Source organism: Microbacterium sp. MRS-1 (assembly GCF_000585455.1).
Lineage (GTDB): Bacteria > Actinomycetota > Actinomycetes > Actinomycetales > Microbacteriaceae > Microbacterium > Microbacterium laevaniformans.
Map to the genome: position 1 here is coordinate 57,880 of NZ_JAUF01000006.1, position 26,226 is coordinate 84,105.

General features: G+C 70.6%; 25 protein-coding genes. 20 read left to right on the forward strand and 5 right to left on the reverse strand.

What is annotated here, in order from left to right; all coding sequences use genetic code 11:
* Window positions 1-3 precede the first annotated feature (3 nt).
* The 3 genes from AS96_RS01255 (at window position 4) to AS96_RS01265 (ending at window position 3,116) form a co-directional block, all read left to right on the forward strand.
* Complete coding sequence (locus AS96_RS01255) at window positions 4-801, forward strand: IclR family transcriptional regulator (RefSeq protein WP_036284772.1); 798 nt, start codon at window positions 4-6, stop codon at window positions 799-801.
* Between the two features lie 133 nt (window positions 802-934).
* On the forward strand, window positions 935-2,353 hold the full coding sequence (locus AS96_RS01260) for an MFS transporter (protein WP_036284774.1): 1,419 nt from the start codon (window positions 935-937) through the stop codon (window positions 2,351-2,353).
* Window positions 2,354-2,381: 28 nt separating this feature from the next.
* Window positions 2,382-3,116 carry a fumarylacetoacetate hydrolase family protein gene (locus AS96_RS01265; protein ID WP_036284776.1) on the forward strand — a complete coding sequence of 245 codons (735 nt, stop codon included), beginning with the start codon at window positions 2,382-2,384 and terminating at the stop codon, window positions 3,114-3,116.
* A gap of 16 nt (window positions 3,117-3,132) precedes the next feature.
* Here AS96_RS01265 and AS96_RS01270 read toward each other — a convergent pair whose 3' ends face one another.
* Window positions 3,133-3,837, reverse strand: coding sequence for a FadR/GntR family transcriptional regulator (locus AS96_RS01270; protein WP_036284790.1), 705 nt, complete (start codon window positions 3,835-3,837; stop codon window positions 3,133-3,135).
* Between the two features lie 166 nt (window positions 3,838-4,003).
* Between AS96_RS01270 and AS96_RS01275 the strand changes: the two genes are divergently transcribed.
* The 7 genes from AS96_RS01275 to pth all read left to right on the forward strand — a co-directional run bounded on the left by AS96_RS01275 (window position 4,004) and on the right by pth (window position 9,928).
* A complete protein-coding gene (locus AS96_RS01275) occupies window positions 4,004-5,389 on the forward strand; it encodes a GntP family permease (protein ID WP_016464660.1) in 1,386 nt (461 codons plus the stop codon).
* A complete protein-coding gene (locus AS96_RS01280) occupies window positions 5,382-6,149 on the forward strand; it encodes an SDR family oxidoreductase (RefSeq protein ID WP_005052490.1) in 768 nt (255 codons plus the stop codon). The genes AS96_RS01275 and AS96_RS01280 overlap by 8 nt, the downstream gene beginning before the upstream one ends.
* Before the next feature lie 16 nt (window positions 6,150-6,165).
* Window positions 6,166-7,194, forward strand: coding sequence for a zinc-binding dehydrogenase (locus AS96_RS01285; protein WP_005052491.1), 1,029 nt, complete (start codon window positions 6,166-6,168; stop codon window positions 7,192-7,194).
* A 2-nt stretch (window positions 7,195-7,196) separates the two neighbouring features.
* Window positions 7,197-7,703 carry a gluconokinase gene (locus tag AS96_RS01290; protein WP_005052493.1) on the forward strand — a complete coding sequence of 169 codons (507 nt, stop codon included), beginning with the start codon at window positions 7,197-7,199 and terminating at the stop codon, window positions 7,701-7,703.
* Window positions 7,704-7,787: 84 nt separating this feature from the next.
* Window positions 7,788-8,204 carry a hypothetical protein gene (locus AS96_RS01295; RefSeq protein WP_016464661.1) on the forward strand — a complete coding sequence of 139 codons (417 nt, stop codon included), beginning with the start codon at window positions 7,788-7,790 and terminating at the stop codon, window positions 8,202-8,204.
* Between the two features lie 439 nt (window positions 8,205-8,643).
* Window positions 8,644-9,261 (forward strand): 50S ribosomal protein L25/general stress protein Ctc, encoded by a 618-nt coding sequence (locus AS96_RS01300; protein ID WP_036284793.1) that lies wholly within the window; start codon window positions 8,644-8,646, stop codon window positions 9,259-9,261.
* A gap of 82 nt (window positions 9,262-9,343) precedes the next feature.
* The gene (gene pth, locus AS96_RS01305) at window positions 9,344-9,928 is read left to right on the forward strand and encodes an aminoacyl-tRNA hydrolase (RefSeq protein WP_016464663.1); all 585 of its coding nucleotides are present in this window, start codon (window positions 9,344-9,346) and stop codon (window positions 9,926-9,928) included.
* Between the two features lie 39 nt (window positions 9,929-9,967).
* Here pth and AS96_RS01310 read toward each other — a convergent pair whose 3' ends face one another.
* The gene (locus AS96_RS01310; RefSeq protein ID WP_016464664.1) at window positions 9,968-10,522 is read right to left on the reverse strand and encodes a hypothetical protein; all 555 of its coding nucleotides are present in this window, start codon (window positions 10,520-10,522) and stop codon (window positions 9,968-9,970) included.
* Window positions 10,523-10,633: 111 nt separating this feature from the next.
* On the opposite strand from AS96_RS01310, the gene mfd reads away from it, so the two are divergent.
* Window positions 10,634-14,260 carry a transcription-repair coupling factor gene (gene mfd / locus AS96_RS01315; RefSeq protein ID WP_036284796.1) on the forward strand — a complete coding sequence of 1,209 codons (3,627 nt, stop codon included), beginning with the start codon at window positions 10,634-10,636 and terminating at the stop codon, window positions 14,258-14,260.
* Between the two features lie 34 nt (window positions 14,261-14,294).
* Here the strand turns inward: mfd and AS96_RS01320 are convergent, their stop codons facing one another.
* Window positions 14,295-15,734, reverse strand: coding sequence for a basic amino acid/polyamine antiporter (locus tag AS96_RS01320; RefSeq protein ID WP_016464666.1), 1,440 nt, complete (start codon window positions 15,732-15,734; stop codon window positions 14,295-14,297).
* Window positions 15,735-15,849: 115 nt separating this feature from the next.
* Between AS96_RS01320 and AS96_RS01325 the strand changes: the two genes are divergently transcribed.
* Window positions 15,850-16,449: a gamma carbonic anhydrase family protein gene (locus AS96_RS01325; RefSeq protein ID WP_005052510.1), complete on the forward strand. Its 600-nt coding sequence runs from the start codon at window positions 15,850-15,852 to the stop codon at window positions 16,447-16,449.
* A gap of 30 nt (window positions 16,450-16,479) precedes the next feature.
* Here the strand turns inward: AS96_RS01325 and AS96_RS01330 are convergent, their stop codons facing one another.
* Window positions 16,480-19,152, reverse strand: a complete 2,673-nt coding sequence (locus AS96_RS01330) for a phosphoenolpyruvate carboxylase (protein ID WP_016464667.1) — start codon at window positions 19,150-19,152, stop codon at window positions 16,480-16,482.
* A 180-nt stretch (window positions 19,153-19,332) separates the two neighbouring features.
* On the opposite strand from AS96_RS01330, the gene AS96_RS01335 reads away from it, so the two are divergent.
* Genes AS96_RS01335 through AS96_RS01345 form a run of 3 tightly spaced genes read left to right on the forward strand, consistent with a single transcriptional unit; the run spans window position 19,333 to window position 22,494 of the window.
* Complete coding sequence (locus AS96_RS01335) at window positions 19,333-20,487, forward strand: Na+/H+ antiporter NhaA (RefSeq protein WP_016464668.1); 1,155 nt, start codon at window positions 19,333-19,335, stop codon at window positions 20,485-20,487.
* Window positions 20,451-21,191: a MazG family protein gene (locus AS96_RS01340; protein ID WP_016464669.1), complete on the forward strand. Its 741-nt coding sequence runs from the start codon at window positions 20,451-20,453 to the stop codon at window positions 21,189-21,191. The genes AS96_RS01335 and AS96_RS01340 overlap by 37 nt, the downstream gene beginning before the upstream one ends.
* Window positions 21,192-21,222: 31 nt before the next feature.
* Window positions 21,223-22,494, forward strand: coding sequence for a histidine--tRNA ligase (locus AS96_RS01345; RefSeq protein WP_016464670.1), 1,272 nt, complete (start codon window positions 21,223-21,225; stop codon window positions 22,492-22,494).
* On the opposite strand, the gene AS96_RS01350 is transcribed toward AS96_RS01345, so the two are convergent.
* Window positions 22,455-22,715 (reverse strand): hypothetical protein, encoded by a 261-nt coding sequence (locus AS96_RS01350; RefSeq protein ID WP_231477032.1) that lies wholly within the window; start codon window positions 22,713-22,715, stop codon window positions 22,455-22,457. The two genes, AS96_RS01345 and AS96_RS01350, sit on opposite strands and share 40 nt — an antisense overlap.
* Between AS96_RS01350 and AS96_RS01355 the strand changes: the two genes are divergently transcribed.
* The 5 genes from AS96_RS01355 to AS96_RS01375 all read left to right on the forward strand — a co-directional run bounded on the left by AS96_RS01355 (window position 22,677) and on the right by AS96_RS01375 (window position 26,193).
* The gene (locus AS96_RS01355) at window positions 22,677-23,126 is read left to right on the forward strand and encodes an MFS transporter (protein ID WP_036284802.1); all 450 of its coding nucleotides are present in this window, start codon (window positions 22,677-22,679) and stop codon (window positions 23,124-23,126) included. The genes AS96_RS01350 and AS96_RS01355 overlap by 39 nt on opposite strands.
* A 130-nt stretch (window positions 23,127-23,256) precedes the next feature.
* Window positions 23,257-24,039, forward strand: a complete 783-nt coding sequence (locus tag AS96_RS01360) for an SGNH/GDSL hydrolase family protein (RefSeq protein ID WP_036284805.1) — start codon at window positions 23,257-23,259, stop codon at window positions 24,037-24,039.
* A 72-nt stretch (window positions 24,040-24,111) separates the two neighbouring features.
* A complete protein-coding gene (locus AS96_RS01365; RefSeq protein WP_036284808.1) occupies window positions 24,112-24,477 on the forward strand; it encodes a GntR family transcriptional regulator in 366 nt (121 codons plus the stop codon).
* Complete coding sequence (locus AS96_RS01370; RefSeq protein WP_036284811.1) at window positions 24,474-25,481, forward strand: DUF1648 domain-containing protein; 1,008 nt, start codon at window positions 24,474-24,476, stop codon at window positions 25,479-25,481. The genes AS96_RS01365 and AS96_RS01370 overlap by 4 nt, the downstream gene beginning before the upstream one ends.
* 43 nt (window positions 25,482-25,524) lie before the next feature.
* Complete coding sequence (locus tag AS96_RS01375) at window positions 25,525-26,193, forward strand: O-methyltransferase (protein ID WP_036284813.1); 669 nt, start codon at window positions 25,525-25,527, stop codon at window positions 26,191-26,193.
* The last annotated feature ends 33 nt before the right edge of the window (window positions 26,194-26,226 follow it).

Consider the following 26,226-nt stretch of genomic DNA (forward strand, 5'->3'; position numbering starts at 1 on the left):
ATCATGACCGACGACCTCGACGACCGCGCCACACGCGACCCGGCCCCCGCCGTCACTCGCGGCATCCGACTGCTCGAACTCCTCGCGGAGGCGAGGCGGCCGCTCACGCTGACCGAGATCGCGGCGGCGCTGGGTCTGGCCAAGTCCTCGACCGCGAACCTGTGCCTGGCGCTGGAGGCGGCTCGCATGATCGAGCGGGGTGCGCAGGGCTATCGCCTCGGCCTGCGCACGGCAGAGCTCGGGGGAGCCTTCGCCGCGCAGTTCAACCAGGTGCGCGAGTTCTACGGCGTGTGCGATGCGTCGCCGATCCTCGCGGGCGAGCTCGTGCAGGTGGCGATCCTCGACGGGGCCGATGCGCTCTACATCGCCCGGCACGAGGGGTCGCGTGCGGTGCGGATCGGCACGCCGCTCGGCTCCCGCCTTCCGGCGGCGTTGAGTGCGACCGGGCGGGCGATGCTGTCCACGCTCTCGGATGCCGAGGTCACCGCGCTCGTGGGCACCGATGCCGCCTCGCCGTCCGCCGCCGACACGGCGGGTCGTGAGCTCAGCGGGCTGCTGCGGCGCCTCGCGGACGTGCGCGAGCGCGGCTGGGCTCTGGATGCCGAGGAGTCGCTGCCCGGAATCGTCGGGGTGGCCGTGCCGTTGGAGGGCTGGGCGCCCGGCGATCCGCAGCTGGCCCTGGGAGTGGGGCTGCCCGCGGGTGAGGCCGACGAGCGCCGGATCGCGGAGGTGGCGGCCGCGCTCAACGACGCTGCGCGCCAGCTCACGAATCCGTTCAGCGCGGCCGCCCGTCGGGAGTGAGTGTCGCGACCGATCGCCGACGGCGTGAGGTGTCGCAGCCGGGTTCGGAACGCCCGAATCCAATATATTGAACATAGTTCACTGGGTTGATACTGTGATCGCACATGCGGCCGTGCCGTGCCGATCAAAGGAGATGGCAGTGACAGACCTTCTACCCCCGGTGGACACCACCTCGGACGACCCCGAATACGCGGCGAACCTGCGTCGGGCAACCCTCGCCTCCAGCATCGGCAGTGCTTTGGAGTACTTCGATTTCGCGCTGTACGGACTGTCCACGGCGCTCATCTTCAACGTGCTGTTCTTCTCGCAGGACGATCCGGCGATGGCGACCGTCGCGGCCTTCGCCACGTTCGGCGTGGGCTTCGTGGCCCGCCCGTTCGGCGGCCTGTTCTTCGGGGTGCTCGGCGACCGTCTCGGACGCAAGTGGGTGCTCGTCATCACGATCCTCCTCATGGGTGGCGCGTCGACCGCGATCGGGTTGCTGCCCACCTACGCTCAGATCGGGCTCTGGGCACCCGCGCTGCTGGTGCTCATGCGCCTGCTGCAGGGCTTCGGCGCCGGAGCCGAGCAGGCGGGCGCCACGGTGCTGATGGCGGAATACGCCCCCGTGCGCCGACGCGGCTTCTTCTCCGCACTGCCGTTCATCGGCATCCAGGCGGGCACTCTCCTCGCCGCCGTGGTCTTCAGCCTGATCACGCTCCTGCCGGAGGATCAGCTGCTCTCCTGGGGATGGCGCGTTCCGTTCCTGTGCTCGTTCGCCCTCATCCTGGTCGCGCTGTTCATCCGCATGCGCCTGCGCGAGACGCCGACGTTCGTGGAACTCGAGAAGCACGAGCAGATCAGTGATCGACCGGTTCGCGAGATCTTCGGTCATGGACTGCCGGGTGTCATCGTCGGCATCGGTTTGCGCATGGCCGAGAACGGCGGCTCTTACATGCTGAACACGCTCGCGCTGACCTTCTTCGTCGCCGTTGCCGGATCCGGCGCCGACAAGAGCCTGCTCACGTGGGGCGTCACCCTCGGCTCGCTGCTGGGAATCTTCACGGTGCCCCTGTCGGGTGCCCTGTCGGATCGCTGGGGGCGTCGCACGGTCTACCGGATGGGCGCGCTGTTCCTGCTGGTGTACTCGTTCCCCGCGTGGTGGCTGCTGACGCTCGGCGACTACGCGATCGCCATCGCGGTGATCGCGATCGGCATCGGGTTCGGGGTGAACGTGATGCTCGGACCGCAGTGCGCCCTGCTGCCGGAGATGTTCGGCAACCGCCATCGCTACCTCGGGGTGGCCATGGCCCGCGAGCTGTCGGCGGTGCTGGCGGGTGGGCTGGCGGGCGTGCTCGGGGCGTACCTCATCGCCGTGAGCGGCGGCAACTGGGTGCTGCTCGGCATCTACATGGCCACGCTCGCCCTGATCACGACGGCGGCCACCTTCCTTGTGCCGGAGACTCTCCGGCGCGACCTCACGCGCACCGATGACGCGGTGAAGGTGTCGCGAGACGAGGCCGGCGAGGGCGTGGCGTCGACGACGGTGACCATCCGGACGGTGCGCTGGTGATGCGCGCCGACGAAGGCGGAGCGCTGTCGTGCTGATCGGGCGGGCGTTCGTCGACGGGATGGCTGTGGACGTGCGGTGGAGCCCCGACGGGCCGGTGCCGATCTCGTTGCCCGATGACGGCGACGACATCGCGTGTGGTGGGCACGACATCGCCGGCCCGCGTCCCGACGCCGAGCTGATCGCCCCGGTGGCGCCTGTCGTGCTCATCGGCATCGCACAGAACGGGCCGCGTCATCCGACTCCGGTTCAAGCCTGGTTGAAGAGTCCGCGCACGATCGTCCCGTCGGGGCGCTGCGTGCGGTTGCGCCGCGATGCCGGCCGGAGCGTGGCCGAGGGGGAGATCGCCGTCGTGATCGGTCGCGACTGCACGGCTCTGACGGCGGCGACGGCCGACCGGTTCGTGCGCGGCGTGACCGCGGTCAACGATCTCTCCAGTCCCGATCGAGCGGCGATCGACGTCCGCAACTTCGAATCGAAGTCGGGGGTCGGCTACACGCCGCTCGGGCCGTGGATCGATACGCGGGCCGACATCGACCACGTCGCCCTGCGCCTCGAGATCGACGGTGCGGTCGTGGCGCAGACGGATGCCGGGGCCCTGCCCGTCTCCATTCGCGAGTGTCTGGCCTACGTCGCGTCGTGGACGACGCTCGGCCCGGGCGACGTCGTCATGACCGGAGCGCCGTTCAGCGCCGCTCCGATCGAGCCGGGTCAGCGCGTCGAGGTGATCGTCGGTGATGTGAGGCTGACCACGCCCACATCCTGATGATGCTGCCCGCGCCTCAGAGGTGGGCGACTTCGCCGGACACGAGCGTCAGGTGCTCGCGTGCCGAGGCCTCGGCGCCCGCGCCGTCGCGCTCGACGATCGCCTGCGCGGTCGCGACGTGCGCTTCCAGTGTGCCCACGCGCGGCAGGCTCGGCGTGAGGCCGCGCACCGCCCGACCGCGGAGGATCTCGGCGATCGGCTCGCTCAGCTTGCCGAAGAGGGGATTGCCGCCGGCGCGCAGCAGAAGCGAGTGGTAGGCGATATCCGCCTCGAGGTACTCCTCGGAGTCGCCGAGCCCCTGTGCGCCGAGCTCGTTCAACCGCGTGGCCCACGTCAGCAGGAGCTCGCGTGCGGTGTCGTCGGCCCGCTCGGCCGCCAGGCGCGCCGCGACGGGTTCCACGGCGGCGCGCAGCTCGGTCAGCTCTCGGAGCACGTCGTGGCGACGCGGACCGTCCAGGCTCCACTCGATGACGGTGGCGTCGAGGCTGTCCCACTCTTCGCGCGGGCGCACGACGAGTCCCACCCGGCGTCGAGACCGGAGCAGGCCGTGGGCTTCGAGCACGCGCACCGCTTCGCGCACGACGGTGCGAGAGGCGGAGAACTCCTGCTCGAGTGCGGCGACCGTCATTCCGGCCCCGGGTGCGAGCGTGCCGCCGGCGATCCGGCGGCCGAGGGTCTCGACGATGTGCGCGTGCGACGCGGTCGGGGCGGTGGTGGGCATCGGCGTCCTTCTGTCACGGGACACGCTACCGGGAGGCGGCGCCTCCCGCCGGGTACGCGCGAGAAAAGTACGACTATTCGCTTGCGATAAGTACTACTTTTGTGAAACGGTGGTCCCGCGGCCGGGAACGACCCCGGCACATGGACGATTCATCGGAGAAGCTCCCATGCAAGATTGGACGCAGACGCTCGGCGCCGTCCCTCTGCTGCTCATCGCAGCCGGCGCCATCGCGCTCATCCTGATCCTCATCATCTGGGCGCGGATGCACGCCTTCCTCGTGCTCGTGCTCGTCTCTCTGCTGACGGCGCTGGCGACCGGCATCCCGATCGACGGTGTCGGCAAGGTCCTCATCGACAGCTTCAGCGGCACCGTCGGCGCCGTCGCCCTGCTGGTCGGGCTCGGGGCGATGCTGGGGGCGCTCGTGGAAACCTCGGGCGGCGCTCGTGTGCTGGCCGAGAAGATGGTGTCCGTCTTCGGTGAGAAGCGGGCAGCCTTCGCGCTCGGCGTTGCGTCGCTCATCATGGGCTTCCCGATGTTCTTCGACGCCGGTCTGATCGTGATGCTCCCGGTGATCTTCGCCGTCGGACGGCGCATCGGCGGCAAGCACATGCTCCTGTACGGCATCAGTGCCGCCGCCGCATTCTCGGTGATGCACGTCTTCGTGCCGCCGCACCCCGGGCCTATCACCGCGAGCGAGACGTACGGGGCGAACCTCGGTCTCGTGCTCGTCATCGGACTCGTCGTGGCGCTGCCCACCTGGTACCTCACGGGCTACCTGTGGGCGAAGTTCACGGACAAGCGCATTCCTCTGGCGATCGTCGACCTCTTCGGAGGCCGCGACGTCGACCCGGTCAACCCGCCCAAGGCCGGCACGGTCATCGGCGTGCTCGCCATCCCGCTCGTGCTGATCCTGCTCAATACCGGGATCTCGGCACTGGTGTCAGCCGGCGTCGTCGAGGGCTCGCTCGTCTGGGTGCAGGCGCTGCGTCTGATCGGCACGAGCCAGATCGCTCTGCTCATCTCCGTGCTCATCGCGCTGTTCGTGCTCGGCACCCGCCGCGGCGTGCACGGGACCGCACTCGAGAAGATCGTCGACTCCGCCCTCGGGCCGATCTGCTCGGTCGTGCTCATCACGGGCGCGGGCGGCATGTTCGGCGGCGTGCTGCGGGCCTCGGGCATCGGCTCGGCGCTTTCGGACTCGCTCTCCTCCCTCGGCATCCCCGTGATCTTCGCCGCCTACCTCATCGCCGTCGTGCTGCGCGTGGCCCAGGGATCGGCAACGGTCGCGCTGGTCACGGCGGCGGGCCTGGTCTCGCCCGCGGTCCTCGCCGCCGACTTCAGCCCCCTGCAGGTGGCATGCGTCGTTCTCGCCACCGCCGCAGGCTCCGTGTTCGCCGGTCATGTCAACGACTCGGGCTTCTGGCTCGTCGGTCGGCTCATGGGCATGGACGTGAAGACCACGCTGAAGACGTGGACGGTGCAGCAGGCACTCGAGTCGGTCGTGGGCTTCGCCTTCGTGCTCGTCATCTTCGGGGCGGTGTCCCTTGTCTGATCTGTTCGACCTCAGCGGACGCACAGCCCTCGTCACGGGATCCTCGCGCGGGCTCGGACAGAGCCTTGCGACGGGGCTCGCCGAGGCCGGAGCGCGCGTGATCGTCCACGGCCGCAGCAGCGAGGGCGTGGCGGAAAGCGCCGCCCTGCTGGCCGCGCAGACGGGAAGCCTTCCCGAGACGGTCGTCTTCGACGTGACGGATGCCGCGGCCGTCGACGCCGCGATCACAGAGCTCATCGCGCGCGTCGGTGTTCCCGACATCCTCGTCAACAACGCCGGTATCCAGCGTCGGGCGCCGTTCGCCGAGTTCTCCGTCACCGACTGGGACGACGTCATCGCCACGAACCTCTCCAGCGCGTTCTACGTGTCCCGCTTCATCGCGCCGGGGATGATCGCGCGCGGCTCGGGAAAGATCATCAACATCGCGTCGGTGCAGTCGGCCCTGGCGCGACAGACGATCGCGCCGTACTCCGCGAGCAAGGGCGGCATCGCGCAGCTGTCGCGAGGAATGGCCGCCGATCTGGCGCGCCACGGCATCCAGGTGAACACCCTGTCGCCGGGCTACTTCGCCACGGAGATGAATGCGGCGCTGGTCGCCGACGAGGACTTCACCGCCTGGGTCGCCCAGCGCACCCCGGCGGGCCGCTGGGGCCGTGTCGAGGAACTGCGCGGACCCTTGACCTTCCTCGCCTCGGCGGCGAGCGACTTCGTGAGCGGACAGAATCTGTTCGTCGACGGCGGCATGACCGCGGTCGTGTGATCGAGAGGAGCAACCCATGGATGCGGTCGTGATCAGAGGACGCCAGGACGTGACGGTCGAGGAAGTCCGCGTGCCGCCGTGCGCTCCCGGACAGGTGCGCCTGCGGGTCGGTTACGTCGGCATCTGCGGCTCTGACCTGCACTACTACTTCGACGGGGCGAACGGAGCGTTCGTGGTGACCGAACCTCTGGTTCCCGGCCACGAACTCGCCGGCTGGGTCGAGCACGATCCCTCGGGAACCTGGCCGCCCGGCACGCCCGTCACGGTGCACCCGGCACGTTTCGGAACGTCCCTGCCCGGCATCGCACAGGCGCCGCACCTGTGGCCCGGCGGCTCATACCTCGGCAGCGCCTCGACCACCCCGCACACGCAGGGGGCGATGGTCGACGACCTCGTGGTCGACGCGGCGATGGTGCGCGTCCTGCCGGACACCCTCCCGGTGCGGCGTGCGACGCTGGCGGAGCCGCTCGCGGTGGCGCTGCACGGCGTCGGTCGCGCCGGTGATCTCCAGGGGGCCCGCGTGCTGGTGTGCGGGGCCGGGCCGATCGGACTGCTCGCCGTGGTCGCTGCCCGCGCGCGTGGCGCGGCCGTCGTCGACGTCAGCGACCTGCTGCCCGAAGCGCTCGATCGCGCCGCCGCGCTGGGGGCCGATCGCACCTGGCGTGCCGGCAGCGACGATGTTCCCGTGGAGGCCTACGACGTGGTGCTCGAGTGCTCGGGCGCGGCGGCCGCGGTCAACACTGCCGTCTGCGCTGTGCGTCGGCGCGGCGTCGTCGTGCAGATCGGGATGCTGCCGAACGAGCCCCGTCCGATCAACCTTGCCCCCGTGGTCGCCAAGGAGGTGACGCTCACCGGTGCCTTCCGTTTTCTCGACGAGATGGAAGAGGCGATCGCTCTGCTGGATGCGCAGCCCGGCGTAGAGAGCGTCATCACGCACGAGTTCGCGCCCTCGAATGCCGAGGCGGCGTTCGAGACCGCTCGCGACTCGGCATCCAGCGCCAAGGTGATCGTAGCCATGGCGTCCGCGCGAGAGGCAGGGCAGTGAGCATGGCCTCCCGTGCACCGCGCATCGTCGTGATGGGTCCGAGCGGCTCGGGCAAGACCGCCGTCGGGGCCGCGCTGGCCGTCGACTTCGGCGTCGACTTCGTGGATGCCGACGACCTGCACCCCGCGCAGAACGTCGCCAAAATGGAGTCGGGCGTGCCGCTCGATGACGACGACCGCCGTCCCTGGCTCGACGTCGTCGGGCAGCGCCTGGCCTCGTCGCCCGGACTGGTCATGGCCTGTTCCGCTCTCGCGCGTCGCTATCGCGATCGCATCCGCACGGCCGCGCCCGATGCCCGCTTCGTCGAGCTCGTCGTGTCGCGCGAAGAGCTCGACCGCCGGATGCGCTCGCGGCAGCACTTCATGCCGGTGGCCCTCCTGGAGTCCCAGCTGGCGACGCTCGAGCACCTCGGTGCGGACGAGGACGGGGTCGCCGTCGAGAACATCGGGGGCATCATCGAGGTCGCCGCTCGCGCGCGCACCGCTCTCGACCGGGCCGACCGGCGATAGCGGACGCGGGCGGCGACGCGCAGGCGAGGTACGCTCGCATCGCGGGTTCGAGCGGTCGGTCCCGACGGGGCAGCGGAGGTGAAGATGGCGCGGGTCGTGCTGATGGGTTCGTCGGACGCCGCGGTCGAGCTCACCGGAGCAGCGCTCGCCGCCCGACTGCGCGCCCGCTACATCGACGGCGACGAGTTGCGACCGCCCCCGCGGCGCCGGCGCCGGCGCGGTGAGTCGATGCCGATTCCGTCGGACGCCGAGATCTGGCTGGACGCGCTTCGTCTCGTGCTCGTGGAGGCGGCCGCCGTCGTCGTGACGACCGGTCCCCTCACGCGCGTGGCCAGAGACGCCGTTCGCGCGCGTGTGCGCGACGTCGTGTTCGTCGAACTCGTCGGCCGAGACAGTGTCGGCGAGCCTTTGACTGAGGACGAGGCAGGCTTCCGCGTTGCCACGGGGGCCGATCTGCAGGTCGTCGTGGATCGGATCGCCGATCTGCTCACGGCGCGGTGATCTCGACGCCGCGTCGCGGATGCCGGCCGCGGCGGGAGCGGATCAGTCCTTGCGGTAGCCGGAGCGGCCGAGCGTGAAGAGTGCTCCGACGACGGCGACGGCCGATCCCACCGACATCAGGCCGATGATCCACAGGAGTGCGTGCGACATCCAGCCGTAGTCCATGGGTTCCTCCGGAGTGAGAGACGAGTGAGCGGGGCCTCGGCCGCGCGAGGGCACCCGTGCGGGCACCGTCTCCATCGTAGCGGCGTCGCTGGTAGAGTGGAGTCCTCCCTCGGCGAGGGATGCCGTGTGTTCGCGTATCGGCATCCGTGATCGACGCGGTGATGCGGGCCCACGCGGCGCGGACGGACAGTCCGGGCGGGCTCTCCTCACGTGACCACGTTCGAGTCGAGACCCAGACCCAGACCAGGGCGAGAAGCCCGCAAGGAGAATCATCATGTCGACCGAGACCGACACCAAGGTCATCGCCGAGGTTCGCGAGAACTTCGGCAAGGGCTTCGCCCGCCGTCTGCGCGCCGCAGGCAAGATCCCCGCCGTCATCTACGGCCACGGCACCGACCCGGTGCACGTCGCGCTGCCCGGCCACCAGGTCGCGCTGCTCGTGCGTCGCGCCAACGTCGTGCTCGAGCTGGAGATCGCCGGCGCACAGCAGCTCACGCTGGTCAAGGACGTGCAGAAGGACCCCGTGCAGCAGATCATCGAGCACATCGACCTGCTCGTCGTGAAGAAGGGCGAGAAGGTTCAGGTCGACGTTCCCGTCGTCGTCGTCGGCGAGCCCTTCGCCGGCACGATCGTCAACCTCGACAACACGACCGTGTCGCTCGAGGTCGAGGCCACGCACATCCCCGAGAACGTCGAGGTCGACGTCGACGGACTCGAGGAGGGCACGCACATCACGGCCGCCGACCTGAAGCTGCCGCGCGGTGCGGTGCTGGTCACCGACCGCGAGACCCTCATCGTCGCGATCTCCGCGCCGGCCACGGCCGAGGCCGATGAGATCGAGGCGGCCGACGAGGCCGTCGCCGAGGAGCAGTCGGAAGAAGCTGCCGAGTAATCGACGCATCATGAACGAAGCCCGTCGCCGCCGATACTGGTGGGGCGGGCTTCGTCGTGGATCGACCGGTGAGGATGTGAGCATGGCCGAAACGTGGCTGGTGGTGGGCCTGGGCAACCCCGGTGTCCGTTACGAGAACACGCGTCACAACGTGGGGCAGATGGTGATCGGCGAGCTCGCGTCACGGCGGGGGGAGACGTTGCGTGCGCACAAGGCGAACGCGCGTGTCGCGGAGAGCTGGTTGCGTCCGGGGGGTGCGAAGCTCGTGCTGGCGACCCCCAACTCCTACATGAACGTGTCGGGCGGGCCCGTGTCGCAGCTCGCGCGTTTCTACGACGTGCCCGCCGAACGCATCGTGCTCGTCCACGACGAGCTCGACATCCCGTTCGACACCATCAAGCTCAAGACCGGCGGCGGCCACGGCGGCCACAACGGCATCCGCGATGTCGCCAAGGCCCTCGGCACCCCGGACTTCCCGCGCGTGCGGGTGGGTATCGGCCGCCCCCCGGGACGGCAGGATCCTGCGGACTGGGTTCTCGATCCGTTCTCATCGACCGAGCGGACCTCGCTGGCGCTGCTGATCTCGGACGCTGCCGATGCGGTCGAGCTGCTCGTCGGGGAGGGGTTGCTCGCGGCGCAGCAGAAGCATCACGCGCCGCGCGCCTGAGGTCGCGGACGGTTCCGCCTGCCGACGCGTGCGGAGGGGTCAGGAGTACGTCGGGATTGCCGCGACCACGCCGGCGAGAACGGCGAGCGTGACCGCGACGGCGTAGACGATCGGCCCCGTCGCCGCGACGATGACGGCGCCGACGCCCTGCCCCCGTCCCCGACGGCTCGCGATCGCGACGATTCCCTGTATCAGGGCCCAGACACCGAGGGCGGTTCCCGCCCAGAACCCGATCTCGGCCCACAGTACGAGACCGCGCACGGGACTCAGCAGGGCGAGGGTCTGATCGTCCGAGAGATGTTCGAGGGACCGGGTGGATGTCAGGTCAGCGCGGGCGACGGCGCCCGTCGCGGCGGCGAAGCTCGTGGTCGCGCTGAGCGCCGACGCCACAGCGACGGCGCAGACGGCGGCGATCAACGCGATCGTGCCCAGAGCCTTCGAGGGGGCGGGCGGGGGCGTCGTCGCGGACGGCGGCAGATAGACCGGAGGAGCACCTGGCACGGACTGGACGTAGCCGCCGGCGTGCCAGGCGCCCGGTCCCGGCGCTCCCGCCACGGCGGGCGGTACGGGGGCGTGCTGCGGGTTCTCGCTCACCAGCTCATCCTAGGGACAACCCCGGTGAGAGCAGGAGCCTCATCGTCGCGTACCCCTCACGCGGGGCCGGCGGGCGAAGCGCGTGTCGGTGGGGCGCCGTAGACTCGTTCGGTGACAGTTTCCGGGATCGTTCGCGCCCTCCTTCAGGCGGACGTGGTCCGCGAATCCGTCGAGTCCGCGCTGTCAGACGCCGATTTCTCGATGATTCCGGGGCTGGACGCACCGCTGCTGGCCGCGCTGCTGGATCGTCGGCGCGCCGCGGGTCTGCCGGGCGTGCTGTTGGCCGTGGCTCCCACAGGCCGCCGGGCGGAGGCGCTCGGGGCGGCGTTGTCCGACGTCATCCCGGATGCCGAGGTGCGGCACTTTCCCGCCTGGGAGACCCTTCCGCACGAACGCCTGAGCCCGTCGCCCGAAACGGTCGGACGCCGCCTGGATCTGCTGCGCACGGTCGCAAGCTGGGACGGGCGACGCCCCCTCGTCGTGACCGCTTCGGTGCGCAGCGCGCTTCAGCCCATCGCGGCCGGGCTCACCGACGCCGGCGTCATCGCCCTGTCCGTGGGCGGGCGCGGCCACGACCTGGACGCCGTCACGCGACGACTCGTGGAGCTTGCCTACCACCGGGTCGACATGGTGTCGCGACGCGGAGAGTTCGCCGTGCGCGGCGGCATCCTCGATGTCTTTCCGCCGGCCGCCGACCATCCCTATCGGGTCGAATTCTTCGGCGACGAGGTGGATCAGATCCGCGCGTTCTCGGTCGCCGATCAGCGCTCTCTGCCCGGAGAGGTGAAGGACATCACCCTTCTGCCCAGCCGTGAGCTGCTGCTGAGCCCTGAGGTCCGTGAGCGCGCGGCCGCGCTGCGCGACCGCTTCCCGGGCCTGCGCACCATGCTCGAGAAGATGAGCGAGGGCATTCCGGTGGAGGGCATGGAGTCTCTGCTGCCGGCGCTCGCCGACGCTGTGGTGCCGCTCATCGACTACCTGCCCACCGGCGCCGCGGTCGCTCTCGTCGATCCGGAGCGCGCCGTCGGCCGCGCCATGACGCTCGGGGAGACCAACCGGGAGTTCCTGGAGGCCGCGTGGAGCGCCGCCGTCGCCGGCGCCGACACCCCCGTCGACCTGGGCTCCGGCGACTTCCTGACCCTGCCGGAGTTGCAGGCCGCGACATCGGCCCGCTCCGGCGTGTGGTGGACGCTCAGCGGCTTCGATTCGGGTGAGGCGGATGCCGCGGCCGACCTCGCCGGTCTCGCCTCGGCACCTCGCAGCGATGTCGTCCGTGTTCCCGGCTCGGCGGTGCCGTCCTTCCAGGGCAACGTCGACGGTGCGACGGCACACGTCGCGCAGCTGCTCGCCGAGCGGTGGCGTGTCGTCATCGCGGCCTCGGGGGTGGGACTCGTCGATCGCGCTCGAGACGTGCTCGCCGAACGCGGCATCGCCGCCCGCAGCGTCGACGGCCTCCAGGACGCCCCGGAACCGGGCGTCGCCGTCGCAGTCGTCGGAGCCTTGGAGAGCGGCTTCGAGCAGCCCGAGGCCCGGCTGGCCGTGCTCACCGAGGCCGAGTTCTACGGTCGGACGATCGGCGCCGACAGCCGCGTCGTCAAGAAGCTCGCCTCACGGCGTCGCAACGTCGTCGACCCGTTGCAGCTGAAGGCGGGCGACATCGTCGTGCACTCCACGCACGGCATCGGCCGCTTCGTCGAGCTCGTCCAGCGCGAGGTGTCCAGCGGCGGTCGCCATGCCGTCAAGACCACGCGCGAGTATCTCGTGCTCGAGTACGCGCCCACCAAACGCGGCCATCCGGGCGACAAGCTGTTCGTGCCCACCGACCAGCTCGACCTGTTGAGCAAGTATGTCGGGGGTGAGGCGCCGACGCTCTCCAAGATGGGCGGCAGTGACTGGGCGGCGGCCAAGGGCAAGGCGCGCAAGGCCGTGCGCGACATCGCCGTCGAGCTGGTCAAGCTCTACTCGGCGCGGATGGCCGCGAAGGGCTACGCCTTCGGTCCCGACACCCCGTGGCAGCGCGAGCTGGAGGAGGCGTTCCCCTTCGCCGAGACTCCCGACCAGCTGCAGACCATCGAGGAGATCAAGGCCGACATGGAGCGGCCGATCCCGATGGACCGTCTCCTCTCGGGCGATGTCGGCTTCGGTAAGACCGAGGTCGCCGTGCGGGCCGCGTTCAAGGCGATCCAGGACGGCAAGCAGGTCGCGATGCTGGTCCCCACGACACTGCTGGTCAAACAGCACCTCGACACGTTCACCGAGCGGTTCGCGGGCTTTCCGGTGAAGGTGCGTCCGCTCTCGCGGTTCCAGTCCGACAAGGAGGCACGCGAGATCGTCGCAGGGCTCCTCGAGGGCAGCGTCGACATGGTCATCGGCACCCACCGCATCCTCACCGAGAAGGTCGCCTTCAAGGACCTCGGGCTCATGATCATCGACGAGGAGCAGCGGTTCGGCGTCGAGCACAAGGATGCGCTGAAGAAGCTGAAGACGAACGTCGACATCCTCGCGATGAGCGCGACCCCCATCCCGCGCACGCTCGAGATGGCCGTCACCGGTATCCGCGAGATGTCGACGCTGCAGACTCCGCCCGAGGACCGGCATCCGATCCTCTCGTACGTCGGGCCCCGCAGCGACAAGCAGATCGCCGCGGCGATCCGCCGGGAGCTGTTGCGCGAGGGGCAGATCTTCTACGTCCACAATCGCGTGCAGTCGATTCAACGCGTCGCCGCCCAGCTCGCCGAGCTGGTACCCGAGGCGCGGATCGCCGTCGCCCACGGTCAGATGGGAGAGCACGCACTCGAAGAGGTCGTGGACGGATTCTGGGAGCGGCGTTTCGACGTGCTCGTCTCGACGACCATCATCGAGACCGGGCTGGACATCTCCAACGCCAACACGATCATCATCGACCGCGCCGACAAGTACGGCCTCAGCCAGCTCCACCAGCTGCGCGGGCGCGTCGGCCGGGGCCGGGAGCGTGCGTACGCCTACTTCCTCTACGACGAGATGAAGCCGCTGTCGGAGACAGCCGCCGACCGGCTGGAGACGATCGCCGTCAACAACGACCTCGGCAGCGGCATGCAGGTCGCCCTGAAGGACCTCGAGCTGCGCGGTGCCGGAAATCTCCTGGGCGCCGAGCAGGCCGGCCACATCGCCGGCGTCGGCTTCGACCTCTACCTGCGCATGATCGGCGAAGCGGTCGCGACGTTCCGCGGCGACGAGGTGGACGGGCCGACCGAGCTGCGCCTGGAGCTGCCGATCGACGCGCGCCTGCCCGAGAGCTACATCGACAGTGAGCGGCTGCGTCTGGAGGCCTACCAGAAGCTCTCCGCAGCGGCCTCGCCCGATGCGCGCACGCGCGGCGGGGATGCCGGGTCCTCCACCGACCCGATCGACCTCGTGATCGAGGAGCTCACAGACCGCTACGGCACGCCGCCGCGCGAAGTCGACGGGCTCGTCGCCATCGCGCGCCTGCGCCGCCGCGCCGCCGTCGCGGGCCTCAGCGACGTCGTCGCGATGGGGCCGAACCTGCGGGTCGTGCCGGCACCGGCATCCGATTCTCTGCGCGTGCGGCTGCAGCGGCTCTATCCGAAGTCGAAGGTGCTCGCGGGCGGCGAGGCGATGGTCGTTCCGCTGCCGACCGCGGCGGGGGAGCCGCTCGGAGACGGCGATCTCATCGCCTGGGTCGCTCAGCTCATCGACCAGCTCTACCCGCTCCCGGTCGCGGAGGCCGTCGAAGCCTGAGCGCGCTCTCCGGCCATCCGCCGGTGGCCCGCGCTCAGACGGTGATCGTCCCGAGCGCCAGCAACACGGCCGTGGCGATCGCCGCCGCGCCCGCGACGGCGAAGACGACCACCTCCCACGGGGTGAACACGCGCTCGCCGTTCCGACGTCGGGCGAGGGCGAACAGCAGGGTCCCGGGGACGAGCACGAGCGTCGCGAGCAGCAGGTACTGGCCGCCCGCCGCTGACAGGAGGAAGATCGTGTACCCCGTGGCGCAGACGGCGACCACAACCGCGCCGGCGACGCGCAGTGACGGCGCCGACCGGACATCGGCGAGCGCGACGCACAGGCCGTAGCCCGCCGTCAGCACGTAGGGGATGAGCGCGAACGCGCTCGTCAGGCTGAGGGCGACGTCGAACGCGTTCGTCGAGAAGAGCACCACGATCAGGAGCACCTGCACGAGCAGCGTGGACATCGTGAGCGCGCCGACGGGGACGTCTCGGTCGTTGGTGCGGGCGAATACCGGGGGCAGGTCGCCGTCGCGTGCGGCGACGAGCAGGACCTCCGCCGCCATCAGCGTCCAGGAGAGGTACGCCCCGAGCACCGCGACGATCAGGGAGACACCGACGAACCCGGCTCCCCACGGCCCGACGACCTCGGCCAGCACCCCGGCCATGGAGGGCTGCGCAAGCGCCGCGATGCGCTCGCGCGGCAGGATGCCGAACGACACGATCGTGACCGACAGGAAGATCGCCAGGACGCTGACGAATCCCAGCACCGTCGCCCGTCCCACATCGCGCCGACGGCGGGCATGCCGGGAGTAGGCGCTGGCGCCCTCCACCCCGATGAAGGCGAACACCGTCACGAGGAGGGTCCCGCGCACCTGGTCGTACAGCGGCAGGTCGGAGGGGCCGGAGATGTTCGCTGCGAAGACGGCGGGGTCGAACGCGAACAGGCAGAGGAAGACGAACGCGACGATCGGCAGCACCTTGGCGACGCTCACGATGCGGTTCACGGCGGCGGCCTCGCGCGTGCCGCGGCGCACGAGGAGGAAGAACACCCAGAGGCCGGCCGACGAGACCGCGACGGCCACGGGCGTGTCGCCCCCGGCGACGGCGGGGACGACCGCGCCCACCGTCGACATGATGAACACCCAGTAGAAGACATTGCCCGCGCACGCGCTCGCCCAGTAGCCGAACGCGGAGAGGAACCCCAGATAGCGCCCGAAACCGGCGCGCGCGTAGGAGTAGACCCCGGCATCCAGCTCAGGGCGCCGGGCGGCGAGGCGCTGGAAGACGAGCGCCAGCATGAACATCCCCGTGCCCGCCACGGCCCACGCGACGAGGGAGCCGACGACGCCGGTCTGCGCCGAGAACGTGCCGGGCAGCGAGAAGACACCCGCGCCCACCATCGAGCCGACGACGAACGTCGACAGGGTGAGGGTCGAGACGGTCGCGGGTGCGGGCGCGGACCGGGCGACGACGGAATCTGACACAGCGGAACTCTCCGGCCGCGGACACGGTCGGTGCGGCCTGTAACACCCTAACGGCGGTGCGTCGGGCCTCGACGTCGCCCCTCGGGCGTCCTAGGGTGAGGGCGGGAGGACGATCATGCAGTTCGAACACCTCGGGGTGCGCCCCCGCATCCATCCCGACGCGGTGATCGCGCCGACCGCGGTGATCTCGGGGGACGTCGAGATCGGCGCCGGATGCCAGATCCTGCACGGCGCGGTGCTGACGGCCGAGGGTGGGCCGATCACGCTCGGGGCGCACGTCATCGTGATGGAGAACGCCCTTCTCCGGGCGAGCGCCGCGCATCCCGTGCACGTCGGCTCGCACGTCCTCGTCGGGCCCACCGCGAGCATCTCGGGTGCGACGGTGGGCGACGAGGTCTTCCTCGCCACCGGGGTCCGCGTCTTCAACGGCGCCCGCATCGGCGATCGCGCCGAGGTGCGCATCGGTGCGATCGTGCACCTGCGCACGGTCGTGCCGCCGGATGCCGTGGTGCCGATCGGATGGGTCGCCGTGGGCGATCCCGCTCAGATGCTCTCGCCCGATCGTCACGAGGAGATCTGGGCGCTGCAGAAGGATCTGGACTTCCCCGGGTTCGTGTTCGGTCTGGATCGCGAGACGCCCGATCTCATGGTCCAGCTCACCGAGCGCTATGGCGCGGCGCTCGCGCGCCACGCCGAAGACCGCCGCGTGGACTGAGCCCCCGCGGCGGTCGTCATCGGGGTGCGATCACCCCGTGTTCTGCAGTCCGGCCGAAACGCCGGAGACGCTCAGCAGCAGCAGGCGTTGCCACTGCGGGAGGTCGGCCTCGTCGTGCTCGCCCGTGCGGAGCGTCCGCAGGGCACGCAGCTGGAGCAGCGAGAGCGCATCGACGTACGGGCTGCGCATCTTGACGGCGCGCTGCAGGACGGGCTTGTTCGACAGGAGCTCGTCACCCCCGACGATGCGGACGACCCAGTCGCCGGTGAGCTGCAGCTCCTCCACGACGAGGTCGGCCAGATCCGCGCGGTCACCGAGGTCGAGGTAGCGGCGCGCGATGCGACCGTCGGCCTTCGCGAGGCTCATGCCGACGTTGTCGATGACGGTGCGAAACAGCGGCCACTCGGCGTACGCCCGACGCAGCAGGTCGACATCTCCGACGGCCTCCAGCGCGGAGCCCAGACCGAACCAACCGGCCAGGTTGATGCGGGCCTGCGACCATGCGAAGACCCAGGGAATGGCGCGAAGGTCTTCGAGGGACTCGACCGACAGGCCGCGTCGAGCGGGACGTGAGCCCAGCGCCAGCAGACCGATCTCCTCCATCGGCGTCACGGTCGCGAACCACGACGCGAATCCGTCGGCCTTGACCAGCGAGAAGAACCGCGTACGCGAAGCGGCATCCATCGTCGCCGCGACCTCGGCGTAGCGCTCGGCCGCGGCGCTATTGCGCTTTTCGATCGACGGAGCCGAAGCGAGCAGGACGGCGGCGGCGACCTGGTCGATGTGACGCATCGCGATGTTGGGGTCGCCGTAGCGCGCGAAGATCACCTCGCCCTGCTCGGTGAGCTTGAACCGTCCGTCGACCGAGTGCGGAGGCTGCGCCAGGATGGCCGAATTGGCCGGTCCGCCGCCGCGACCGAGCGCGCCGCCGCGTCCGTGGAAGAGGGTGAGGTGGATGCCGGACTCCTTGGCCCACGCGGCGATCTTCGCCTGTGCCTCGTAGAGCGCGAGGTTGGCGGCGACGGGGCCGACGTCCTTCGAGGAATCCGAGTATCCGAGCATGACCTCGAGGCGCCGGTCGGTGGCTTCCAGTCGTGCGGCGAACTGCGGGTGATCGACGATCTCGGCCATGATGCCGGGCGCGGCCTGCAGATCGGCGAAGGTCTCGAACAGCGGAATCACGTCCAGGACCGGAACGGTGCCCCCGGGCCCGACCGCCAGGCGCGCGAGCTCGTGCACGGCGGCGAGGTCGGCGGCGGACTGCGTGAACGAGACGATGTAGCGGCCGGCGGCGCGCGGTCCGTAGCGGTTCTGGATCTGCGCGATCGTGCGGAAGACCTCGAGGACCTCCTCCGCCTGCGTGCTCAGCGGCTCACCGCTGGCAGCTTCGGCGAGCACCTTGGCGTGGACGGCGGAGTGCTGACGCACCTCGAGCTCGGCGAGGTGGAAGCCGAACGTCTCCACCTGCCACAGCAGCTGCTGGAGGTGTCCGTACGCCTGGCGTGGGGCACCCGCATCGACGAGGGACTGCTGCACGGTGCGCAGATCGGCCAGCAGCGCGTCGGGGTCGCGATACGCGAGATCGGCGTCGCGCTTGCGTGTGGCGGTGATCCGACGGGCGATCAGCAGCATCGTGCGCTTGTGCGGCTCGACCTTGGCGCGCTTGGCGGCATCCGCCGCACCGTCCTCGTCGGCGTCCGCCAGACGCTGCAGCAGGCCGAGCAGCTCCGCGGTGGGCGGGGTCGTGTCCTCGGACAGCGTGAGCGTCTTGGCGATCCGCACGGCGGAGCGCTCCAGGCCCAGCAGGATGTGCTCCGCACCGATCGACGCGGCCTTCTTCGTGACGGCGGCGGTCACGAACGGGTTGCCGTCGCGGTCGCCGCCCACCCACGTGCCGAGGCGGACGAAGGGACGGATGACGGGTGCCCGGCCGCCGGCAGCGGGTCCCTGCAGCGCATCGTCGACGCGCCGGTAGACGTGAGGGACGGCCGTGTAGAGAGTCTCGTCGAAGACTGCCATGATGGCACGCACCTCGTCGACCGGCGTCGGCTTCTCCGCCCGCAGCGGCGCCGTGCGCCAGAGCGTGTCGATCTCCTCCAGCATGCGCCGCTCCGCACGCCGCTCGTCCGCGCCGCCGTCGAGCGAGGCATCGCGCTCGGTGAGCAGAGTCACCAGACGTCGGATGCTGGTGGACACCGCGCGACGGCGCGCCTCGGTGGGATGAGCCGTGAACACGGGGTGAAAGCGCATCGCCTGCAGACGGGCGAGGGCGGTGTCGTCGCCGACCTCCGCCGCCAGGCGCACGAAGGCCGCGGCCACCGAGTCGGCCGCGTCCTCTCGCTCAGGGCGCCCGTCGCGCTCGCGCAGGACACGCACACGCTGGTGTTCTTCGGCGAGGTTGACGAGATGGAAGTAGACCGTGAACGCACGGGCGACCTCGTCGGCGCGCTCCACGGAGAAGGACTCGGCGATCTGCGCCGCCCGCTCGAAGGCCTCCGCTGACTCATCGCTGTATGCGGCGATGGTGGCCAGGCGCAGTCGCTCGACGTCCTCGTAGAGCCCGGGGGAGCCGCTTTCGCGCAGGACACGACCGAGCAGAGCCCCGAGCATCCGCACGTCGGCGCGCAGGCGCTCCGGCAGTTCGTTCTCGGCCTCATCGCGGCCGACGAGGTCGATCGCTTCGGTTCGGGTGAGTTCGCGCATGAGACCACGGTAATGGCACGGTGTTTCACATTTGTCACGGGGTAGGCTGACAGGGCGGGGTGACGACGTTTTATGACACCCCGACTGCGACGCGACGGCTCCGTATGCTCTGCGCGTCGTCGGACGGTGTGCCGGGAAGCCTGGTCGGCAAGTCCCGTTCGTCGACCCTCCGGAGTGACCGTGTCCTTGTTGCGATCTGCCCGCTTTCCCGCCGTTCTGCTTCTCGTCGCCGCCTCGATCGGCCTGGTGCTGGCCAATAGTGCGGCCGCGCCGATCGCCTTCGCCGTCGCCGACGACGTGCACATCGGCATTCCGGGTGTCATCGATCTGTCCGTGCGCCACTGGATCTCCGACGGCCTGCTCGCCGTCTTCTTCTTCGTCGCCGCGGTCGAACTGCAGTTCGAGCTGACGAGCGGTCAGCTGGCGTCCCCGCGACGCGCGGTCCTGCCTGCGATCGCGGCAGCCGGTGGCGTGCTCGTACCCGTGGCGCTGTATCTGCTCATCGCGGGCGGACAGGCGACCGGTGCCGGATGGCCGATTCCCACAGCCACCGACATCGCCTTCGCGCTGGGGGTGCTCGCCGTCTTCGGCCGCGGTCTGCCCTCCGGTGTCCGCATCTTCCTCCTCGCGCTGGCCATCCTCGATGACATCGTGGGCATCGTCTTCATCGCGGTGCTGTTCACGGCGGATGTCGACTTCGCCATGATGCTGCTCGCGCTGGTGTTCGTCGTCGTGTTCGCCACCTGCAGTCGGCTCCTCGACACCCGTGCCCGGCCGGTCGCCATCGTCGGGCTCATCGTGAGCGCGATCGGCACCTGGTACGCGGTGCACGAGTCGGGCGTGCATGCGACCATCGCCGGGGTCGTCCTCGGGCTGACGATGGCCCAGCAGCCCGCCTTGCGGGCTCGTCACGCCATCGAACCGTGGGTCAACGCGATCGTGCTGCCGCTGTTCGCGCTGTGCGCAGCCCTCGTCGCGATTCCCGCTGTGTCTGCCGGAGAGCTCTCGCCGGCCTTCTGGGGCGTTCTGGTCGCCCTGCCCGTCGGCAAGATCATCGGCATCGCCGTGGCGGGTGCCCTGGCGCAGCACCTCCTGCGGGTTCCGAAGACCGACCGGCTCGCCGGCGGCGACCTCGTCGCGGCGGGCGCCCTCGGCGGTATCGGCTTCACCGTGTCGCTGCTGCTCAGCGAGCTGGCGTTCTCCGGGGCTCCCGACATCCGCGATCAGGCCACTCTCGGCGTGCTCGCCGGATCGGCGATCTCGCTCGTGATCGCCGGGATCCTCGTATCGTGGCGGGCATGGCATCATCGACGCCGGAACACGGCGACCGTCTGAGTCCGATCGATCCTGCGCCGATCGCCCCCCGCACCGACGCCCTCCGACGCGCCGCCGACGTCATGGCGGCGGTACGGGAGCGATGTGTCTGGTCGGCGCGCATCACGCATGAGGATCTCGTGCCGTACCTCGTGGAAGAGTCGGCCGAACTGATCGACGCGGTCGAGGCGGGAACGCGCGCGGACCTTCGCGAAGAGCTCGGCGATCTGCTCTGGCAAGTGCTGTTCCACGCCGCGGTGGCCGCGGACGCGACGGAGGATCCGTTCGACATCGACGACGTCGCCGACGCGCTTGCCGACAAGATGATCCGGCGGCATCCGCACGTGTTCGGGGATGCCGTCGCAACCACTCCCGAAGAGGTGCTCGTCCACTGGAATGCCGCGAAGTCCGCCGAAAAGCGCGACCGGCGATCCGTGCTCGACGGGGTCTCGGCCCACATGCCCTCCCTCGCGCTGGCGCAGAAGCTGCTGGGCCGCGCCGCCGCGCTCCCGTTGTCGTCGTCTCGCACGCCCGGTGGGCAGGACCGGGGGCCCGTGGGCGCCCAGAGCGAGGAGGAGCTGGGGGAGGCGCTGCTCGGGCTCGTGTCGCTCGCGCAGGAGCGTGGGTGGGATGCCGAGCGGGCGCTTCGGGTCAGGATCCGAGGCCTGGAGGACGAGGTGAGGGCCGTCGAGGCCTCGTCGGCATCCGACGACCTGGAAGAATGATCGCGTGGCATCCGTGAACCCGCCGCGCGGAATGCGCGACTTCCTCCCCGCCGACAAGACCCGTCGCGAGCGCGTGCTCGCCGTCATCCGTGAGCGCTACCGCGCGCACGGGTTCGATGAGATCGAGACCCCGGTGATGGAGGACTACGACCGGCTCCACGCGGGCATCGGCGGCGACAATGAGAAGCTCGCTTTCAACGTCCTCAAGCGTGGACTGGATGCGGACGCGATTCGCGCCGCAGCCGATGACGCGGCCGCGCTCAGCGACCTGGGCCTGCGTTACGACCTCACCGTGCCCCTGGCGCGCTTCTACGCGACGCACCGCGCCGAGCTGCCGACGGTCTTCCGCTCCATTCAGATGGCGCCGGTGTGGCGAGCTGAGCGGCCGCAGAAGGGGCGCTACCGCCAGTTCGTGCAGTGCGACATCGACATCATCGGTGACGCCACCGGCCGCGCCGAGGCGGAGCTTCTGGTTGCGAGCCTCGACGCGCTCGATGCGCTCGGTCTGGTCGGCGGCAGCATCCGCATCAACGACCGCCGCGTGCTCGACTGGATGCTCGGCAGCTTCGGTTTCGCCGAGGAGGAGCGTGCCGGCGTGCTCATCACCATCGACAAGCTGGACAAGATCGGTGCCGAGGGCGTCGCCGCCGAGCTGCGTGAGCGGGGCGCCACGCCGAACGCCGTCGACGCCTTCGACGCGTTCCTGCGTCGACCGCAGACGCGTGAGTACCGTCCGTACGGGGAGGGGCAGATCCTGAAGGCGCTGCCCGAGGGGGCGCCCGCAGACATCGTGGCCGACCTCGTGGCGATCGGCGCGGCGGTGTCGGCGGCCCGCGGGGTCTCTGCGGACGACGCGCAGGGCGCGCCGCTCGTTTTCGATCCGTTCCTCGTGCGTGGGATGGGGTACTACACCGGCACCATCTTCGAGCTCGCCCACCCGAGCGTCACGTACTCGCTCGGCGGGGGCGGTCGCTACGACGGGATGATCGGACGCTTCCTGGGCCAGCAGGTGCCGGCGGTCGGGTTCTCCCTCGGCTTCGAGCGCATCGTCGACCTCCTGGAGGATGCCGACGACGCGGGCATGTCGGCCATCGTCCTCGTGCACGAGCGCGACGTGCCGGTGGGGGAGCTCCTCGCGCTCAAGGCCGCACTCGTCGCCGAGGGGGCGCGGGTGCGTGTGGAGCAGCGCACGAAGAACCTGAAGGCGCTGCTGGAGCGCGCGGCCGCCGACGGGTACACGTCCTTCGCCACGGTGGCGGCGGGTCAGGCGCCGGACGCGCTGGAGATCAAGCCGCTCGGCTGAGACGGCGCGGGGGTCGATCCGGACAGCACCGGCTCCTCGGCGGCGTAGCGGGCGAGCACGTCGAGTCGGCGCGCCGTCGCCGCATCCTGCGGGCGGAACCAGACCACTCGCTGTCCGCCGGCCTCGCCCGTCCAGAGGCTCGTCATCTGACGGCGGGGCTGCTCCTGCCACCGTTCGCGGTCGTGTTCGCGGTCGTATCTCTCTCGCTCGTGCCGATCCAACGCCGGCTCGGCGTGCGCACTCTCGTCTGGGGCGTGGCACTGCAACTGATCGCCCTCGTCGGGTTCCTCCTCGTTTCGTTCATCGCGTGGGGGCCGTCGCTGATCTGGTCGGTCCAGCCTGCGCTCGTGCTGCTCGGCGCGGGGCAGGCGCTCGTGTTCTCGCCGCTGACCCAGGCGGTGGTTCGGGAGGTCCCCGTCGAGGCGGCGGGTCTGTCGGGCGGCATGTTCAGCACCGTCCAGCAGCTCGCGCTCTCGCCCGGCGTCATCGCGATCGGGGCCGTCACGACGGCGACCGGGTGGAGCGGGCGCGAGGAGGTGGTGGCGGGCTTCGTGCTGGACGCCGTCCTCGCCTGCGGCGTTCTCGCGGTCGCGCTCGTCCTCACGGCAGCGGCCGGGCGCGGGCATCGCTGAGCCCGGCGTCCGTGGCAGGGCACGGCCCGTCACCTTCCGTCCACCCGACGGGAGCGTGTCGTTCACCCGGGGGGAGTGTGATCTGTCCGTGGCATCGCGTTCGCACCGTCGGCGTGCTCTCCGCCCGCGCGTGGCGACGAGCGCGGCGCTCGCCGGCGCGGTCGTGGCCGGTGCGTTCGCCGCGCGGAGCGTGCTGACGCGTCAGGCCGCCCTCGCGCGGCTGCGCATCGGCAAGCCGCTCGGCGAGAGCGCGGTGGAGGCCGACCGCGTGTGGCGGCCGAAGCTCGCCGGCGCGCCGCTCGAGCTGCTGGTTCTGGGTGACTCGATCGCGGCCGGCCTCGGCGCGCAGCGGCCCAAAGACGTCCTGGGGGCGCGGCTGTCCAAGGGCCTCGCCGACTTCCTGCATCGGCCGGTGCGCCTTCGCACCGTCGCGGTGGTGGGTGCCGAGTCGAAGGATCTCGCGGACCAGCTCGATCGCCTTCCCCCGGACTATCGGGCGGATGCCGCGGTCATCATCGTCGGAGGCAACGACGTGACGCATCGCACGCCGGTCTCGCAGGCGGCGGGTGATCTCGAGGCGGCCGTGCGGCGCCTGGGCGACGCAGGTGCGTCCGTCGTCGTCGGCACCTGTCCCGACCTGGGGGCGTTGCGACCCGTGCCCCAGCCCCTGCGGGCGCTGGGGGCTCAGGCCTCGCGACAGCTCGCCCACGCGCAGGCCGTTGCGGCCCGCCGGGCCGGAGCCCGCGTCGTCTCACTTCGCCGGGCTGTCGGTGCGATGTTCATCGAGAACCCCGACGACATGTTCAGCGTCGATCGCTTCCACCCCAGCGCACTCGGCTACCGGCGCACGGCGGATGCGCTGCTCCCGGAGATCGTCGCGGCGCTCGCCCAGGGCGTGCGCGCTCGGGGGTAGTCGGGGGGCCGTCGCGATTCTTCCCTACGCAAACTGTTCTATTTGTCATAGAATTGTTGTCGGGAGACCGACATGCTGATCCGCACCGACGCGACGAGCGACGTGCCGCTGTTCGCACAGATCGCGGCATCCGTCCGGGCGGATGCCGTCGCACGTCGCCTCCGCCCCGGTGATCGCCTGCCCTCGGCCCGCGAGGTGGCGTCGGCCCTCGGCATCAACCTGCACACGGTGCTCCACGCCTATCAGCAGCTGCGAGACGAGGGGCTCGTCTCGATGCATCGTGGTCGCGGAGCCGTCGTGACGGCGGCGGCGGACCGTCTGGCTGAGCTGCAGCCCGACATCGCCGACATCGTCGCCCGCGCCCGCGAGCGCGGGCTGTCCCGGCAGGCACTCGCCGCCCTGATCCACCACACGTCCGACTCCGAGGAGTCACCATGACCACGCCACGACCGCGCGCCGTCTCCCGCTTCGTCCTCGTCGCCGTCGCGGTCCCGGTCGTCGTCATCGCGGGCGCCGTGCTGCTGCAGCTCGGCGCCCGCGATGCGCTGCCCGACCCGATCGCGATCCACTGGGGCGCGGACGGCGCGCCCGACGGGTTCGGCGCGCCGTGGGTGACGGTGTTGGCGACCGTGCTGGTGGGTCTCGGTGTGCCCCTGCTGATCGCGGCATCCGCTGTGAACGGGCTGCGCCGGGGCGATCGCGGCCCGACCTATCGGCTGATGGGCGCCCTCGCGGCGGCGATGTCGGCCGGCGCGGGCGTGCTGATGACGTCGTCGGTGCTGATCCAGCGCGGGCTGGCCGATGCCGCTGCCGGGCCGTCCCTGCTGCCGTGGCTCGTCCTGGCCGGTCTCATCGCGATCGGCGTCGGTGTCGCCGGCTGGCTGGTCCAGCCCGATGTGCGTCTGCCCGCGACGGGGAGCATCGCGACGATGGATCCGCCCTTGACCGACGGGGAGCGGGCGGTGTGGTTGCGCAGCGTCCACCTCGCGCGGGCGGGAGTGGTCGTGCTGTGTGCGGCGTGGGCTCTGCTGGTCGTTGTCGCCGTGATCACCCTCACGGTCCGCGCCGGCGCGACGGTCGCGACGATCCTCGCCCTCCTCATCGCCGTGATGGCCGCCGTCATCGCTGCGACCGCGGTCTTCCACGTCCGTGTCGACGAGACGGGGCTGACCGTGACCTCCGCGACGGGCTTCCCTCGGTTCCACGTTCCCGTCGCCGAGATCGAGCGGGTCGAAGTCGTCGAGGTCAGCCCGATGGGGGAGTACGGCGGCTGGGGTCTGCGTTGGGCGCCGGGCGGAGGCTTCGGCGTCGTGCTGCGTGCCGGAGCGGGGATCCGCGTCCACCGCACCGGTGGCAAGGTCTTCACCGTGACCGTCGACGACGCCGAGACGGATGCGGCGCTGCTGTCGGCCGAGCGCGAACGCACCGACCGCGAGCGATGAACCCGCCGTTGACCCCTCCGCACCGAGCGGGTTTGCTGGGTGCATGACGGACCTTTCCCTCGCTGCGGCCCACGCGGTCGACCGCTATCTCGTCGATGCGCTGATCGGCGCGGATGCCATGCTCGACGCTGCCGTCGCCGACCAGCGCGCGGCCGGCATGCCCGCCATCGAGGTGGCGCCCACCGGCGGCAAGCTCCTGTGGCTGCTCGCCCGGGTCAGCGGCGCCCGCCGCGTGCTCGAGATCGGGACGCTGGGCGGGTATTCGACCATCTGGCTGGCCCGCGGCATCCCCGACGAGGGCCGTGTCGTGACGATCGAGGCGGAGCCGCGCCACGCCGACGTGGCGCGCGCGAGCATCGACCGTGCGGGAGTGGGGGAGCGCGTCGAGATCCGCATCGGACGCGGTGCGGAGGTGCTGCCCACCCTGGCGGAGGAGGCCCCGTTCGATCTCGTGTTCATCGACGCCGACAAGGAATCCAACACGGTGTACCTGGACTGGGCGGCGCGACTGGGCCGGCCCGGCACTCTCGTCGTCATCGACAACGTGGTCCGGGGCGGCCGAGTGGCGGATGCCGAGGACGAGAACCCTCAGGTGCGCGGCGTGCGTGCAGGGTTGGAGATGCTTCGAGACGATCCGCGCTTCACGGCGACGGCGCTGCAGACGCTCGACGCGAAGGGCTGGGACGGGATCGCGCTCGCGCTGGTCGTTTGATCCGGTGCCCGACGTATGGCGGCGGTACCCGGG